The sequence below is a fragment of the Streptomyces sp. NPDC048349 genome, assembly GCF_040651925.1.
In the GTDB taxonomy this organism is placed as follows: domain Bacteria; phylum Actinomycetota; class Actinomycetes; order Streptomycetales; family Streptomycetaceae; genus Streptomyces.
In genome coordinates this window covers 74,208-89,668 of sequence record NZ_JBEZLA010000027.1, presented here as the reverse complement: position 1 = coordinate 89,668, position 15,461 = coordinate 74,208, and the positions used below count along the sequence as shown (strand labels likewise).

The window sequence follows — 15,461 nt, the reverse complement described above, 5'->3', positions numbered from 1 at the left end:
GCGCCCGCGGCGCGGGCCCTGCGCGGGGCGCCCCGGGGGGCGGGGGTGCGTTCCCGGAAAACACCCCCGAGGGGTCTGACCGGGGAGGTCGGCCGGTCAGACCCGGCCGCGGATCGGGCGGCGACGGCGCAGCACGTGGGCGCCGGCACCGAGGGCCGCCGAGCCGACGAGGCCCGCGCCGATGGCGGTCTCGGCGGTGGACGGGCCGAGGGACCCGCCGAGGCCGCCCTGCGAGGGCCGGCCCTCGAGGATCCGGAAGCGGGCCGTGGCGACCAGGCTGCTGTCGTTGCACTTGACCGACAGCGTGTGGGTGCCCGGAGACGCGTGGTTGAAGATCCGGACGGTGGCGAAACCGATCGACCCCGCGGACAGGTTGGCCGGCGGAAAGTTGCCGTGCGAGGTCACGGTACCGCCGTGCCCGCAGCCCGCCGCGCTCACCTGCATCGTGGAGCCCTGGTGCACGGCGAACGGGTTGACGGAGACGTTGCTCGGGCCGCGGCCGCCGTCCCCGCCACGGCCGACGTCCCCGCCGAATGGGGAGCTGTTCGCAGAGACGAACGGAGTGCTGAGGCCGATCGCGGCGCAGGTTGCCGCCGCCACGGTGAGAGCGCGCAAGACACGCATGGTGGAACCTCCAGCGGAAAGCGCCCCGGAGCGTCGGCCCCGGATGATCGACGAGAACGCCTCCCATCTGAACCCTCGGGGCGGTCTGCAACCTCCGCATGTCCGCCTTTGGGCCGCCCGGTTGAGCGACACGCCGAAGCGCGGGCGCCGGAGCTGACGGATCCGCAGGTCACGACCCGTCAGGCATTTATGTGACGATTACCTGGATGGGCGCACCCCTTCCGGCCGCATTCCGGATGCGCCACCCGTTCGCCCTTCCCCTCTCGCCGTCCCGCCGGGGCGGCCTTAACGTGCGTGAAGTAGGGCGTACGGGGGCGGGACAGGATCGCGGGTCGGGACCCCCGCGTCGGGAAGGGAGAACGATGGGCGAGGACGAGACCGGGCAGTCACGCAAGTTCTCACCGTGGGGCGTCATCGCCCTGGTCATGCTCACCGGCCTCGCAATGGTGCGCAACGGTGTGGACCTCGACGACGGGCCGCCCCAGCCCACCGCGGCCTCGGCCGTCGCGGTGACGGCCGACCAGCTGCCGGCGAACCCTCCGCAGGCGCCGGCGGACCTGGAGGTGCTGGAGCACTCGTCGGTGCAGCGCATCCGGATCCCCACGATCAACGTGGACGCCCCGGTGATGACGGTCGGGCTGGACGCGGAGGGCTGGATCGACGCCCCGCCGCCGCAGGACCGCAATCTGGCCGGCTGGTACCTCAACGGCATCGCGCCGGGCCAGCGGGGATCGGCGGTGATCGTGGGCCACGTGGACAACACGCAGGGCCCGGCGGTCTTCTACGGCCTGGGCTCGGTCAAGCCGGGCAACCACGTCGAGGTGGAGCGGTACGACGGGCGCACCGCGGTGTTCGAGGTGTACGGCGTGGAGGTGTTCTCCAAGGACGCCTTCCCCGGAGCCCGCGTGTACGGGGACACCGGGCACGCGGAACTCCGGGTGATCACCTGCGGCGGCGGCTACTCGAAGTCCCGCGGCTACGAGGGCAACGTGGTCGTCTTCGCCCGCATGGTGGAAACCCGCTGAACCCGCCCGCCGCCTTCCCGGTCACGGGGCCGCCACTGCGACCGGGAAGGCGCACCTCTGCGGCCCACGGCAGCAGGGTGGGTCTTCAACGACCTAGCGCGGCGGGAGCGTCGGGAGGGTCATGCGGTAGCCGCGGGCGAGGAGTTGGGGGAGGTAGGCGCCGATGGCCTGGACGCTCTGGGAGCGGTTGCCGCCCGCGTCGTGTGACAGGACGATCACGCCCGGTCCGGCGCCCTCCAGGACCCGGGAGATGATCGTGGTGGTGCCCGGCTCCTTCCAGTCCAGGGTGTCCACGGTCCAGGCGAGCGGCTCCATGCCGAGTTCGGCGGCGATCTCGAAGGCGGCCCGGTTCCAGGCCCCGAACGGCGCGCGGAACCATACGGGTGCCTCGCCCACCGTCTGCTGTACGACCTCGCTGGTGCGGCCGATCTCGGAGACGAGGGCGGGCCGGCTGAGCCGGGGGATGAGCGGGTGGGTCCAGGTGTGGTTGCCGATCACGTGGCCCTCGGCGGCCATCCGGCGCAGCAGGTCGCGGTTCTCGGTGGCCATTTCCCCGCAGACGAAGAACACGGCGCGCACGCCGTACCGGGCGAGGGTGTCGAGGATCCCGGGGGTGTAGCGGGGGTCGGGCCCGTCGTCGAAGGTGAGCACCATGGAGTTGCCCGTGGCGGCGCCGGGCGGGAGTGCGAGGATGGGGCGGGTCCGGACGGCCGGTTTCGCGAGGGGCGGGCGGAGGGGGGCTTCTGCGGTCATGGGCCGCAGACGGTAGCTCTTCTCGAGTCTCCCGTCGGCGAGCGCCCCCGGGGGGCCGGCCGCGGGATGCGGGCCGGGGCCGGCCGCGGGGGCGGGGCCGGAGCCGGGCGGGGGCGCGGCACCCTCGCCGCCCGCGTCGATCAGCCCGGCGGCGGCCGCGACTCCGAGGAAGACGGCGGTACGCAGGAGCGCGCGTCGCCCTACTGTCGGCTCGTCATTTTTCATTATTACTACGTATCAACGACATCGCCGCAGATGTCGAGAGGCGCGGACGCGCCCCTTCCCCCTCACCCGATCAGCCGCGCCGCACCAGGGGGAACGGCAGCGTCTCGCGGATCGTCAGGCCGGTGAGGAACATGACGAGGCGGTCCACGCCGATGCCCAGTCCGCCGGTCGGCGGCATCGCGTACTCGAGCGCATCCAGGAAGTCGTTGTCGAGTTCCATCGCCTCCGGGTCGCCGCCCGCCGCCAGCAGGGACTGGGCGGTGAGCCGGCGGCGCTGCTCGACCGGATCGGTCAGCTCCGAGTAGGCGGTGCCCAGTTCGGTGCCGAAGGCCACCAGGTCCCAGCGCTCGGCGAGCCTCGGGTCCTGGCGGTGCTGGCGGGTGAGCGGGGAGACGTCGGTCGGGAAGTCCTTGTAGAAGGTCGGCAGCTTGGTGCGCTCCTCCACCAGCCGTTCGTACATCTCCAGGACCACGTCGCCGCGGGTGTCGTCGGGGGCGTGCGGCACGGACGCCCGGTCGCACAGCCTGCGCAGGACGTGCTCCTCGGTGTCGGCGTCGACCACCTCGCCGAGTGCCTCGCTGATCGCCCCGTACATCGTCTTGACCGGCCAGGGTCCGGAGATGTCGTGGACGACGAGCTTTCCGTCCGGTCCCGCCTTGTGGGCGACGGGCGAGCCGAAGGCGGCGGTGGCGGCGCCCTGGATCAGCTCGCGGGTGAGGTCGAGCATCACGTCGTAGTCGGCGAAGGCCTGGTAGGCCTCCAGCATCGTGAACTCGGGGTTGTGCTTGTAGGAGACGCCCTCGTTGCGGAAGGTGCGGCCCATCTCGAAGACCTTCTCCATGCCGCCGACGCACAGCCGCTTGAGGTACAGCTCGGGGGCGATGCGCAGGTACAGGTCCAGGTCGTAGGCGTTGATGTGGGTGCGGAAGGGCCGGGCGTTGGCCCCGCCGTGGATCTGCTGGAGCATCGGGGTCTCGACCTCCAGGTAGCCGCGCTCCAGCAGTCCCTGGCGCAGCGCCTGGACCGCGGTGGAGCGGGCCCGTACGACGTCCCGCGCCTCGGGGCTCGCGACGAGGTCGAGGTAGCGGCGCCGGACGCGGGCCTCCGGGTCGGCGAGGCCCTTGCGCTTGTCCGGGAGGGGGCGCAGGCACTTGCCGGTGAGCTGCCAGGAGCGGACGACGAGGGACGGTTCGCCGGTCTTGCTGGTGCCGACCTCGCCGGTGGCGACCACGTGGTCGCCGAAGTCGACCTGGGAGGTGAACGAGTCCAGCACCTCGGCCCCGGCCTCGTCGCGCGTGAGCATCAGCTGCACGTCCCCGGACCAGTCGCGCAGGACGGCGAAGACCACGCCGCCGAGGTCGCGTACGACCATCACGCGTCCGGCGAGGGTGGCCTGTTCCCCGGAACGGGTGCCGGGCGGGAACTCGGGCAGGGTGCTCTTCAGCTCGGACACGGTGTGGGTGCGCGCGCGGATGCCGACCGGGTAGGGGTCGGTGCCGGCGGCGCGGATGCGCTCGAGCTTGTCGTGGCGCACGCGTACCTGTTCGGGCAGCCGCTCGGTCTGTGCGGCCGCCGCCTCTTCTCCGACGGCGTCCAGGTTCAGGGAGGCGAGCGAGGGCAGTCCTTCGGTGGTGGCGGGGGCGGTCAGGCCCTTGGGGTGTCCGTTGCCCCACAGGGTCCGCAGGCTCGGCACCGAGACGAAGCCCTCGGCGATGCCGGAGGCGAGGCTGACGCGGGCGAGCGAGCCGGCGTCCTGGTAGCAGAGGAACCTCGGGTACCACTCGGGGCCGTACTTGACGTTCGAACGGTAGAGGGCCTCCAGCTGCCACCAGCGGGAGAAGAAGAGCAGCAGTCTGCGCCACAGCTTGAGAACCGGGCCGGCGCCGATCCGGCCGCCTTCCTCGAACGCGGAACGGAAGACGGCGAAGTTGAGGGAGATCCTGCGCACGCCCAGACCGGGGGCGGCGGCGCACAGCTGGGCGACCATGAACTCCATGACCCCGTTGGGCGCGGCCCGGTCGCGGCGCATCAGGTCGAGGGAGATGCCGTCCTTGCCCCACGGGACGAAGGAGAGCAGGGCGATCAGCTCTCCTTCGGCGTCGAAGGCCTCGACGAGCAGGCAGTCCCCGTCCGCGGCGTCGCCGAGCCGGTCCAGGGCCATGGAGAAGCCGCGCTCGGTCTCGGTGTCGCGCCAGCGGTCGGCCCGGTCCACGATCATCTGCATCTCGTCCTCGGAGAGGGCGGAGTGGCGGCGGATGAGGGTGGTGGCGCCGGTGCGCTTGACGCGGTTGACGGCCTGGCGGGTGACGCGCATGTCGCGGCCGTCGAGGTCGAAGTGGGCGACGTGCAGGATGGCCTCGTCGCCGAGCTGGAGCGCGCTGAGTCCGGACCGGCCGTAGGCGGTGGCGCCCTCCTCGGAGGCGCCCATGACGGCGGGTTGCCAGCCGTAGCGGCCGGCCACGGCCAGCCAGGCGTCGATGGCGGGGGTCCAGGCGGCGGGATCGCCCACCGGGTCGCCGCTGGCGAGACAGACGCCGGCTTCGACGCGGTAGGTGACGGCGGCCATGCCGTTGGGGGCGAAGACGACGGCCTTGTCGCGCCGGGTGGCGAAGTAGCCGAGGGAGTCGTTGCGGCCGTAGGCGCCCAGCAGGGCGCGGATGCGGGGCTCCTCGTCGCCGTGCAGGGCCGCGGTCAGGCGCTGGGAGCGGAAGAGGGTCGCGGCGGCGTTCAGCAGGGCGAGGGCGCCGAACAGGCCTAGCAGGAAGTACAGCGGGCGGGGCGGCCGGCCGTCGAACTCACGGGCGGAGAACAGGCCGCCGAAGACCTGTTTGGCGGCCCAGTCCAGCCACTGGCCCCTGGGCAGACTGCCGGGGAAGAGCGCGACGAGCCCCCAGCCGACGAGGACCGCCGCCAGCAGGCCGAGACCGAGCACCATCAGGGCGCGCCACAGGGCCCCGGGCCGTGAGGCCGCGTAGAACTCGTTGCGGGCGGCGATCAGCAGTCCCATGGCGGCGACGGCCAGGGCCAGGGAGGAGAAGCCGATCCAGTAGTCGCCGACGGCGATGTCGACCACGTCGTCGAGGATGAGCAGGGCCAGATAGGTGACGACGATCCACCAGGCGACCTTCTTGCGGGTGCCGAGGGCCGCGGCGAGCAGGAAGAGGAAGACGGCGTAGGCGAGGTTGGCGCTGACCGGTACGACGACGAGGTCGAGGAAGCGCACGACGTGCCGCAGAAGGCGCCGCAGCGTCGGGGAGAGCGCCAACAGGGCGCACAGCAGACCGAGCGTCCCGAAGAACGCTCCGAATCCGTCGGGTACGCGGTTCAGGAAGCGGTTGCGGGTTCCGCGCGTCTGCTCCACGGTGGCACTCATGGTTCGCACTGTAGGGAGGGCGGCGGCGCTCCGCTCGCCGAGCCCGCCGGCCACGGCAGCGGCCCGGGTGGTCCCGGCGGGCGTGGACGGGTCACGGTCCCCGGCCGGCGTACCGGGGAGCGCCTGGGTACGGGCGGGCCGCCGCGTCGCGGGCCCGGGGCGATCGGCCTGTTCGCGGCGGGAGGCGGGCCCGTGACCGTGGTGGCGTGAGGGGGCCGCGCACTGCCCCGCTTGCTACTTCGCCAGGGTGAGGCCGTCCTTGGCCGCGCCCCGGCTGAGGACGGCCTCGGTGATGGCGTCCTGGGCGGTCTCGTACTCGCTCCGGTCGGGGTCCTCGGCCAGGGCGGCCGGGAGGTTGACGACCCGGCCGATGGAGAGGTCCATCATCTGCGGGACGAACTCGGCCTTGGTGACCTGCCAGCGCTGTCCGGGTGCGGCCGGCGGGGCGAAGGTGAAGCGGCCGATCGAGCCGTAGTTGCCGCGCATGTCCCGGGCGCCCGAGTAGTTGAACATCTCGCCCGCGACCTGGTCCCCCATGCCGTAGACGATCCACGTCCCGTTGACCTTCTCGTAGGGCTGCGGGATGTGCGCGTGCGTGCCGAGGATCATGTCGACGTCGGGGCGTCCGCCGGTCTGCGAGGCGGTCAGCGCCCTGCCGAGCGAGAGCTGCTTCTCGTCCGGGGCGGTCTGCCACTCGGTGCCCCAGTGGAGGCTGACGAGGACCACGTCCGCGCCCGCCTTCCGGGCCGCCCGCGCGTCCGCGACGACCTTGTCCTGTTCCATCAGGTTGACGGCCCACGGCTGGCCCTCGGGCATCGGGTACCCGTTGGTGTCGTAGGTGTACGCGAGGTGGGCGACCTTGGCGGTGCCGGCCGTGTACGTGGTCACCGTGGCCGCCTCCGCCGCGGTTCGGGCCGACCCGGCGTGCTTCAGGCCCACCTTGTCGAACCGGTCCAGCGTGCGGCGCAGCCCGTCGGCCCCGTCGTCCAGGGTGTGGTTGGAGGCCGTGGAGCAGCCGTCGTACCCGGTGTCCTTGAGCGCGTCGGCGACGCTCGGCGGGGAGACGAAGGCGGGGTAGCCGGAGAAGGGCCCGCCCTCCTCGCCGTAAATGGTCTCCATGTGGCACAGGGCCAGGTCCGCGCCGGAGACCACGGGCTTGACTCCGGAGAACATCGGCCGGAAGTCGTGCCCGTCCCCGTCCGCGTCCTTCGCCGCCCACTGGATGACCGAGGTGTGCGGCAGTACGTCGCCGCTCGCGACCAGCGTGAACCCCTTGGCCGCGGGAGACCCGGCGGCAGTGGAAGCGGCCGGTCCGCCGGATTCCCCGAGGCGCGCCGGCGCCGGTCCCCCCGCGGCCGAGCAGCCGGCGGCGGCCGACAGCAGGAGGGCCGACAGGAGGGTGGCAGCCCGTCGGGTGCGCTTGGTCATCCGGGACCCCGACTCTCATTCGTATGACTATCTGATCTCTCGTAATCCATATAACAAGACGTCAATAGTCAAGGAGCGGCTCCGTCCGCTTGCGGCGCGCCCACTCCGATGGCGCAGGCCGGACGCCCCTGCCGTTCGCCGCGCCGTTCGACCGTTCACCGCCCGGCCCAGCCGCCCACCGGACGACCCGGGTGCTTGGGCGCACCGGCCGGACCGGATGGTTCCCGTCGGGGCTCCGCGCAGGTCAGGGTGGATGCGTCGACCTCGTCCACGGATCTCCACGCACCCCGGAAGGAGCCCCTCGTGCCGCTCTCCCCGACCCTTCGGCGTACCGACCCCGAGACCCTGGCCGAACTCCAGCGCGATCACGGCCGGGCCCTGTTCGGTTTCCTGGTCGGGCTCACCGCGGGGGACGCCCAGCGCGCCGAGGACCTCGTCCAGGAGACCCTCGTACGGGTCTGGCAGCACCCGGAGGTCGTGTCGAGCGGGCACGCGTCCATGCGGCCATGGCTCTTCACGGTGGCCCGGCGGCTCGCGATCGACGCGCGCCGGGCCCGCCTGTCACGGCCCCAGGAAGTGGACCCCGAGGGTCTGGAGCAGGCGCCCGCTCCCGAGGACGCGGTGGCCGGGTCGGTCACGGCGATCGACGTCCGGCGCGCCGTCGGCTCCCTGGGCCCCGAACACCGCGCGGTGCTCGTGCAGGTCTACTTCCGGGACCGCTCGGTGGCGGAGGCCGCCGCCGAGCTCGGCATACCGGCCGGAACCGTCAAGTCCCGGACGCACTACGCCCTGCGCGCCCTGCGGAAGGACCTCCAGGGGTACGGGTACGGCCTCGGCGCCTGAGCCCGACGGGAGCCGCGAACCCCGACGAAGGGAGCGAAGACCGCCTCGAATGCACGCGGACCGGACAGAAACCGCATGGAATGAGGCATCAGACCGTTCAAGTTGAGTAAACATCCCCCGCCCGGCGAGCCGGTCGGTGAAGGCTCAGGACCGACGGTCGGGACGCTACACGCGGGAGAAGGTGGAACGGTGCAGCCCGAGGGTATGAACGGCACCAGTGACGGCGGGCTCGCGGTGCCCATGGCTTGGCTCTACGCCGAGTACATCGCAGACGAACTGCTGCGCACGGGCCGGCTGATCCCGGTCAGCACCCTGGAGTTCCGGGCGGGGCGGGACACGCTCGCGCTGACGATCTACCTCTCGGACGCGGCCGGGGAACTCTCCGGGATCCGGGTGGTCTCGCAGCTCGACGAGTGGCTCTCCCTGACGGCGTACAACCACCCGTGGCGGGACTGGGTGCACACCCGGTTCCTGGCACTGGGCGAGGAGGCCCGGGAGCGCGGCCGCGCCGAGGAACCGGACCTGGAGCTGGCCCGGGCGGCCTGGCGCTGGCTGGACCGCACGGAACTGTTCGCCACCAACCTCGACCCCGGACGGCACGGCCACGCCGACACCCCGCCCGGACTGGACGAGAACGCCCGCGTGTGGACCCCGGCCTGGCAACTCGGCCTCCCGCTGGGCCACTTGGCGATGCACCTGTTCTGAGGGCACCCCGGGCTATCCGGGGCGGCGCGGGCCCGGGGCTTCGGCGGGGTCCGTCACCAGACCGGTGAAATCGGCCTCGTTGCGCTCGGCGCACAGGACGTACCAGCGGGCGATCAGCCACATCACCGGATACACCAGCAGGCCCAGCGCCACCCACACCAGCGGTCCGGACGCCGCGCGCGGCAGCAGCAGCACCAGCGGCAGCGTCCCGACCGTCAGCGCGAGCGCGGCCAGCGCTCCCAGCCCCGCGCGCAGCTGGCTGCGCATGAGGGCCCGTACGTAGGTGGCGCCCAGGGTGGTCTGCTCGGAGATCTCCGAGCGGGCCGGGGTGTGCGCGGGCGGCCGGCGGCGAGTGCCCCGGGGCACCCCGGTGACGATCTCCCGCCTCGGCGGCGGCTGCTGGTCCTCGGCCATGGTGCCGGAGTCTACGCGCGGCTATTTGAGGAGGCGCGAGAGGCGCCGGTCCGCGAGGGGCTTCCCGCCGGTCTGGCAGGTGGGGCAGTACTCGAGGGAGGAGTCGGCGAAGGAGACCGAGCGGACGGTGTCCCCGCACACCGGGCACGGCTCCCCCGCCCGCCCGTGCACCCGCAGCCCGCTCTTCTTCTCGGCCTTGAGCTGCCCGGCGGCCACTCCGTGCGCCCGGCCGACGGCCTCGCGCAGGGTGTCCTGGACGGCCGCGTACAGCCGGGTGGTCTGCTCCTCGTCGAAGGACGCGGCCAGTTTGAAGGGCGACACCTTGGCGCGGTGCAGGATCTCGTCGCTGTAGGCGTTGCCGATCCCGGCGATGACGCTCTGGTCGCGCAGCACGCCCTTGATCTGGCGCCGCTCCCCCGCCAGCAGGGCGGCGAAGGCGTCCCGGTCGAAGGCCTCGTCGAGCGGATCGGGGCCGAGGCGGGCGATGCCCGGCACCTCCCGGGGATCCCGGACGACGTACACGGCGAGGCGCTTTTGGGTGCCGGCCTCGGTGAGGTCGAAGCCGCCGCCGCCCGCCAGGGCCACGCGCAGGGCGAGCGGGCCCTTGCCCGGTCGGGGCGGCTGCGCGGGCAGGGCCTCCTGCCAGCGCAGCCAGCCGGCCCGGGCCAGGTGGGTGACGAGGTGGAGCTCGCCGATGCGCAGGGCCAGGAACTTGCCGTACCGGGTGGTGGCACCGGCCGTCTGCCCTTCGAGGGCGGTCAGCGGCGGGTCGTACGTCTTGAGCACGCTCACCGCGAGCGGGAGGACGCGCTCCACCACCCGCCCCGTGAGGTGCTCATCGAGGTACTCCCGCAGGGCCTCGACCTCTGGCAGCTCCGGCATGCTCCCAGCCTGCCCCCGCGGGGCGCCGGACGCGAACCGGGCAGGGCGTCAGCCCCGGCCCCGGCCCAGCCGGACACCGCACCACGCAGCCCCGGCGCACCCGGCCCGCGCCCGCGCCCCGCGCCCCGCGCCCCGGGCCCCGCGCCCCGGGCCCCGCGCCCCGGGCCCCGGGCCAGCCCACCACGAAGGCGTCAGCCCACCACGAACGCGTCAGCCCACCACGAACTCGCACCACACGCATTTGCCGCTCCCCCGCGACTCCACGCCCCACACGTCCGCCAGCCGGTCCACCAGCATCAGCCCGCGCCCCGACACCCCCGACTCCCCGGCCTCGCGCCGCCTCGGCAGCGCGCTGGAGCGGTCCTCCACCTCCACCCGCAGCCGCCGCTCGGGGCCGCTCAGGACCCGCAGGGTCACGATCGCCGGGCCGTCCGTGTGCATCAGGGCGTTCACGATCAGCTCGTCCGCGACGAGCTCGATCTCGTCGGCCCGTTCCCGCGCACCCCACGCCCGCACCGCCGCCCCGATCATGTGGCGGGCCGCCACCAGGGCCTCCGGATCCCCCGGCGCCACGTGCTGCTGGAGCCGGCCGCCGCCCTGCGGGGTGTCCTTCACCTCGCGGCGCAGCAGGAGCAGCGCCATGTCGTCGTCCCCGCCGCGCTCGTCGACGACCCCGCACAGCCGGTCGGCGAGGAGCTGCAGGTCCGCGGGGCCGCCGCGGACCAGGGACGTGAGCAGCCGGATCCCGTCGTCGAGGTCGGCGCCGGGCTGCTCCACCAGGCCGTCCGTGCACAGCAGGATCGTTTCTCCCGGGTCCAGCTCCACCGTGGTGACCGGGTACTCCAGGCGGCCGAACTCCGCTGACAGGCCCAGCGGCATCCCGCCCCCCACCGGCAGTCTGCGGCAGTCCCCGCTCCGGGTGCGCAGCAGAGGGTCGATATGGCCCGCGCGGACCAGCTGGAGCACCCCCGTCGACAGGTCGGCCTGCGCGTACGTGCAGGTCGCGAAGCGGTCGGTGTCCAGTTCGTGCAGGAACACGGAGGCCCGCGCCATCACCGTGCCCGGCGAGTGGCCCTCGGCGGCGTACGCCCGCAGCACGATCCGCAGCTGGCCCATGACCGCCGCCGCGTGCGTGTCGTGGCCCTGGACGTCCCCGATGACGGCGCCGACCCGGCCGCCCGGCAGCGGGATCACGTCGTACCAGTCGCCGCCGATGTCCTGGCCCATCCGGGCGGAGCGGTACCGTACGGCGATCTCCGCGCCCGGCACCGACGGGATCCTCCTCGGCAGCATCGCCTGCTGGAGGCCCTCGGCCAGGTCGTGTTCCTGCTCGAGCAGCATGGCCCGCTGCAGGCTCTGCGCGATGCTGCTGCCCAGGGCGACGAGGAGGTTGCGCTCCTCCTGGGTGAAGCCGTCCTTGTCCTGGTAGAGCAGGCCGATCGCGCCGATCGGGCGGGCCTGGGCGATGAGCGGCAGGTAGGCGGCCGCCGAGATCCGCATGCCCTCGATCTTCGACCAGAGCGAAGGATAGTCCGTCTCGAACTCCTGCGCCGAGTCGAGGAACCGCGGCTGGAGCGAGCGGACGACCTCGCTCATCGGGTACTGCTCGTCGATCCGTGTGTACCGCGTCCCCGGGACGAAGCTGCCTTCCGGCCCCTCGGCGACGAGGTGGATCCGGCCGGCCTCGACGAGGCCCATCACCATGCCCATCGAGCCGAGCCGTTCCAGACCGTGGGCGTCGCCGAGCGCGTCGATGACGTCCTGGACGGTCCGCGCGTGCGCGAGGGCGGCGGTGGTGCTCTCGACCACCGAGGTCTGGCGGCGCCGTTCCTCGTCGAGGCCGAGGCGTTCCGCCGAATGGCTGAGCTCCTCGGTGGCGTCCCGGACGATGCCGATGATCCGGTACGGGCGCCCGTCCGGGCCGCGCATGACGCGGCCCTGGGTGTGCGTCCAGCGCAACCGGCCGTCGTGGCAGCGGATGCGGAAGTAGGCGCCGTAACTGTCCTCGCGGCTCTTGAGCGCGCTGGAGACGAGGGCGTCGAGCCGGGCGGCCTCGGCGGGCGGCACGCGCGGGGACAGCGACTCGGGCCGCCCGTCGTACGCGTCGGGGGCCGTGTCGAAGACGTCGAGTGCCGCCGCGTCCAGGTGCATGAGCCCGGTGACCAGGTCCCAGTCGAAACTGCCCATGCGGTTCAGTGCCAGCGACCGGTCCGGGTGCGCGGGCCAGTCGTCCGGCAACGATACGGAGCTCGGCACCGGTCCACCATGACACACGGGCCGGTCAGGCGCTCTCCAGCGAGTAGCCGGGGTCCGAGGGCGGCGGCTGCTGCCCGTCCGGGACGAGACCGGGGTCGGTGGGGTCGGCCGGGTCGGCGGGATCGGAGGGGCCGAACGGGTCGGCGGGATCGCCCGGAGCCTCCGTTCCGTCGAGGGGAACGTCCGGGGGGAGGTCGGAGGGGGCCTCGGACGGCACCTCGGAGAACGGGTCGGAGGGCAGGTCCGGCTGCGGCTGCTGCGGAGTCGCCGGATTCGGCGGCAGGCCCGGGCTCTGCCGCCCGCCGTCGCCCGGCGAGGACGGGTCCGAGGGCGTGCCCGGCGCATCCGGCGGGCATTCCGTGGCCGCGGGGCCGGGCACGCCCCGGCTGCCGTCGGGCGTCGTCGGCGGCGCGGTGCGGGCGAGGCTGTTGCTGGTGGGGCTCGGGCAGGGGTCGGCGGGAGTGACGGGCCCGTCGGGGATGCCCTCGGCCGGGTCGTACGGGGGCACCACGTCGGGGGTGCGGTCCTGGGCCCCGTCGTCGCCCCGTTTGCGCTCGATCCAGGTGTTGTCGGCGATGTTGACGATGACCAGGTTGTTGAGGACGTGAGGGGTGGGTTCGATGACCACGACCTGGTTGGGCTGGTAGCCGTTCCACGGGTCGCCCTTGTGCACCGGGGAGCCCTTGGGAGCGAGGGGCGAGAGCAGCGGGTTGCCGCAGGCGCAGCGGACCCGGGGCATCCCGTGCTCGTCGACGAGGACGGCCGTGCCGGCCTGGAGTACGGCCTGGAAGCTGTCGGCGGCGCCGTCGCGGAAACCGTGGCTGGTGACCCGGGTGTCGGCACGGAGCACGACGGGGGTGAGCCCTCGGAGGAATTCGGGGATCTTCGCCTGTTCGATGTCCGAGGCCTCGGCGAAGGCGCGGGCCTTGGCGGCGTCGGCGGTCAGGGAGCGGACCTGCTGTTCCACGTCGCAGCTGCCGAGCCGCTGGGTGCCTCCGTAGAGGCCGGGCGTGGCCGCGTTCACCGTGCGGATGCCCTGTCCGGTCGGGTTGGGCAGCGGGGGCTGCACGGGGGCGGACTCACCGGTGGCCGAGGAGGCGGTGAAGGGGGCGGGGCCCGCGGAGGCCACGGGCTGGAGGTGGACCTCCTGGTTTTCCGCCCCCGCGGTTCCCCGCTTCTCCTCGGAACCGCCGCAGCCGGCCGCGAACAGGCCGAGGGCGGCCAACAGAGCGGCGCCGGCCGGTGCGTGACGACGCGGCGCCTGACGAGGTGTCGGAGGTGTCGGTGCGTGCACGTGGATCTCCCTTTTCGCCCCGGTTGCTCCCTCTTGTCTGCCGCATGAGCGCGAGGGCCGCAACCGGAGCGCTTCTTGAACATGTTCAAGGAACCCCGTAGAGTCGTGACCAGGAGTTGAACATGTTCAACGAGAGGGGGGATCCGCCGTGACGGTGCTGGTGAACGTGATCGTCACCCTGGGCATGCTCTACGTGGTCCCGGCCGGCCTGCGCCTGATCGACCCGGTCGGGCTCCGCCGGACCGCCCGCCTGTGGCCGCTGCCGGCCGCCCTCGGGGCCGTGTGCCTGTGGCTGCCGCGCGGCTGGCCCGCTACCGCGCTGGCCGTACTCTACGCGGCGGCCTGTCTGGCCCTGGCGGCGCGGTCCCCCGGCGCACTGTTCGGACGGGGCCGGCCGCCCGGGCCCGCCGGGGTCGCCGTGGCCACTGCGCTGGCCTCGCCCTCGGTCGCCGGGAGCGCCCTGGTCGCCGAGCGCGCCGGATACCGGCTCTTCGGCTTCGACCTCGACATCCTGGCGCTCACCGTGCCCCACTTCCACTTCGCCGGATTCACGGCCGCCCTGGTCGCCGGCCTGGTGTGCCGGACGGCGGCGCCCGGACCGGGCGCGCGCTGGGCGGCGTACAGCGTCCCCGCGGGCACCCTGCTCGTGCTCCTCGGCTACTTCGTCGACGACTGGGCCGAGCTGGCGGGCGCGGTGGTCCTGACCGGCGGGATGTGGGCCGTGGCCCTGACGACCTGGCGGGAGGTCCGGCCCGCCGGACGCGACCGGACCACCCGCGCGCTGCTCGCCGCCTCGGCCGTGGTCCTGGTGGCCACCATGCTGCTCGCCCTGTGGTGGGCGGCCGGCGAGGCCACCGGGATCCCCCACCCCACCCTGACCTGGATGGCCGCGACCCACGGCCTGGGCAACGCCCTCGGGTTCGCCCTGTGCTCGGTGCTGGCCTGGCGCCGGCTGACCGCGGGCCACCCGCACACCGCCCCGGACCCTCCGCAGACCGTCCCAGTCCGTCCGCACCCTGTTCCGGACCATCCGCAGCTCGCCTCCGACCAACCGGAGCCCGCCCCCGACCACCCGCAGACCGCCCGACAGGAGACCGCGCCATGACCCGCCTGATCAGCGCCGGCCGGGACGCCCTCAGCTACCCCGACCGGGGTGCGACGGCCCACCGCCCGCTGCCCGCCGGCTACCACCACCTCCACCACCGCACCCGGATCGGCCACGGGCAGGCCGCCTTCGAGACCGCCGGGGTCGCGGTGACCACCTTCCACGCCCACCGGACCTCCGGAATGCGGGTGCGGGCGGACGCGGGGGCCGTGCGCCCCGGCAGCCGGGTGGTGGTCGGGATCGGCCTCGGCCCGCTGCGGATCAGCGCTCCGTGCGAGGTGATCTGGACGGCGTACGAGCCCACGCGCGTGGGATTCGCGTACGGGACGCTGACCGGCCACCCCGAGAGCGGGGAGGAGTCCTTCGTCGTGGACATGGACGGCGACGGCACGGTGTGGTTCACCGTGACCGCCTTCAGCCGGCCGGCCGCCTGGTACACCAGGCTCGGGGGCCCGGTGGTACCCCTCCTCCAGCGGACCTACGCCCGCCGGCTGGGCCGCCACGTGCGCAGGCTGGCCGCAACCGCCTGACCGG

At 73.5% G+C, this 15,461-nt stretch carries 13 protein-coding genes; 5 read left to right on the top strand and 8 right to left on the bottom strand.

Annotated features, from left to right (window positions below; translation table 11 throughout):
* Positions 1-96 precede the first annotated feature (96 nt).
* A complete protein-coding gene (locus AB0D44_RS17125; RefSeq protein WP_362590966.1) occupies positions 97-624 on the bottom strand; it encodes a hypothetical protein in 528 nt (175 codons plus the stop codon).
* Positions 625-986: 362 nt separating this feature from the next.
* Here AB0D44_RS17125 and AB0D44_RS17120 point away from each other — a divergent pair, with 362 nt between their 5' ends.
* The gene (locus AB0D44_RS17120) at positions 987-1,649 is read left to right on the top strand and encodes a class F sortase (RefSeq protein WP_362590963.1); all 663 of its coding nucleotides are present in this window, start codon (positions 987-989) and stop codon (positions 1,647-1,649) included.
* A gap of 93 nt (positions 1,650-1,742) precedes the next feature.
* On the opposite strand, the gene AB0D44_RS17115 is transcribed toward AB0D44_RS17120, so the two are convergent.
* From AB0D44_RS17115 to AB0D44_RS17105, 3 genes are all read right to left on the bottom strand, one after another.
* Positions 1,743-2,627: a polysaccharide deacetylase family protein gene (locus tag AB0D44_RS17115; protein WP_362590960.1), complete on the bottom strand. Its 885-nt coding sequence runs from the start codon at positions 2,625-2,627 to the stop codon at positions 1,743-1,745.
* A gap of 70 nt (positions 2,628-2,697) precedes the next feature.
* The gene (gene lysX / locus AB0D44_RS17110; protein ID WP_362590957.1) at positions 2,698-6,000 is read right to left on the bottom strand and encodes a bifunctional lysylphosphatidylglycerol synthetase/lysine--tRNA ligase LysX; all 3,303 of its coding nucleotides are present in this window, start codon (positions 5,998-6,000) and stop codon (positions 2,698-2,700) included.
* 234 nt (positions 6,001-6,234) lie between these two features.
* Entirely contained in the window at positions 6,235-7,428 is a 1,194-nt protein-coding gene (locus AB0D44_RS17105; protein WP_362590954.1) for a CapA family protein, read from the bottom strand.
* 303 nt (positions 7,429-7,731) lie between these two features.
* Here AB0D44_RS17105 and AB0D44_RS17100 point away from each other — a divergent pair, with 303 nt between their 5' ends.
* Together AB0D44_RS17100 and AB0D44_RS17095 are read left to right on the top strand one after the other, a co-directional pair.
* Positions 7,732-8,271 carry a sigma-70 family RNA polymerase sigma factor gene (locus tag AB0D44_RS17100; protein WP_362590951.1) on the top strand — a complete coding sequence of 180 codons (540 nt, stop codon included), beginning with the start codon at positions 7,732-7,734 and terminating at the stop codon, positions 8,269-8,271.
* A 204-nt stretch (positions 8,272-8,475) separates the two neighbouring features.
* Positions 8,476-8,976: a hypothetical protein gene (locus tag AB0D44_RS17095; RefSeq protein WP_362590949.1), complete on the top strand. Its 501-nt coding sequence runs from the start codon at positions 8,476-8,478 to the stop codon at positions 8,974-8,976.
* Between the two features lie 12 nt (positions 8,977-8,988).
* Here the strand turns inward: AB0D44_RS17095 and AB0D44_RS17090 are convergent, their stop codons facing one another.
* The 4 genes from AB0D44_RS17090 to AB0D44_RS17075 form a co-directional block, all read right to left on the bottom strand.
* A complete protein-coding gene (locus AB0D44_RS17090) occupies positions 8,989-9,390 on the bottom strand; it encodes a hypothetical protein (RefSeq protein WP_362590946.1) in 402 nt (133 codons plus the stop codon).
* A gap of 21 nt (positions 9,391-9,411) precedes the next feature.
* Positions 9,412-10,272: a DNA-formamidopyrimidine glycosylase family protein gene (locus AB0D44_RS17085; RefSeq protein WP_362590944.1), complete on the bottom strand. Its 861-nt coding sequence runs from the start codon at positions 10,270-10,272 to the stop codon at positions 9,412-9,414.
* Between the two features lie 210 nt (positions 10,273-10,482).
* The gene (locus tag AB0D44_RS17080) at positions 10,483-12,546 is read right to left on the bottom strand and encodes a SpoIIE family protein phosphatase (protein ID WP_362590942.1); all 2,064 of its coding nucleotides are present in this window, start codon (positions 12,544-12,546) and stop codon (positions 10,483-10,485) included.
* Between the two features lie 7 nt (positions 12,547-12,553).
* The gene (locus tag AB0D44_RS17075; protein ID WP_362590939.1) at positions 12,554-13,822 is read right to left on the bottom strand and encodes a DUF6777 domain-containing protein; all 1,269 of its coding nucleotides are present in this window, start codon (positions 13,820-13,822) and stop codon (positions 12,554-12,556) included.
* A gap of 148 nt (positions 13,823-13,970) precedes the next feature.
* On the opposite strand from AB0D44_RS17075, the gene AB0D44_RS17070 reads away from it, so the two are divergent.
* Both AB0D44_RS17070 and AB0D44_RS17065 read left to right on the top strand, forming a co-directional pair.
* Positions 13,971-14,927, top strand: coding sequence for a YndJ family protein (locus tag AB0D44_RS17070; RefSeq protein ID WP_362590937.1), 957 nt, complete (start codon positions 13,971-13,973; stop codon positions 14,925-14,927).
* Entirely contained in the window at positions 14,924-15,457 is a 534-nt protein-coding gene (locus tag AB0D44_RS17065; protein WP_362590934.1) for a DUF1990 domain-containing protein, read from the top strand. The genes AB0D44_RS17070 and AB0D44_RS17065 overlap by 4 nt, the downstream gene beginning before the upstream one ends.
* The last annotated feature ends 4 nt before the right edge of the window (positions 15,458-15,461 follow it).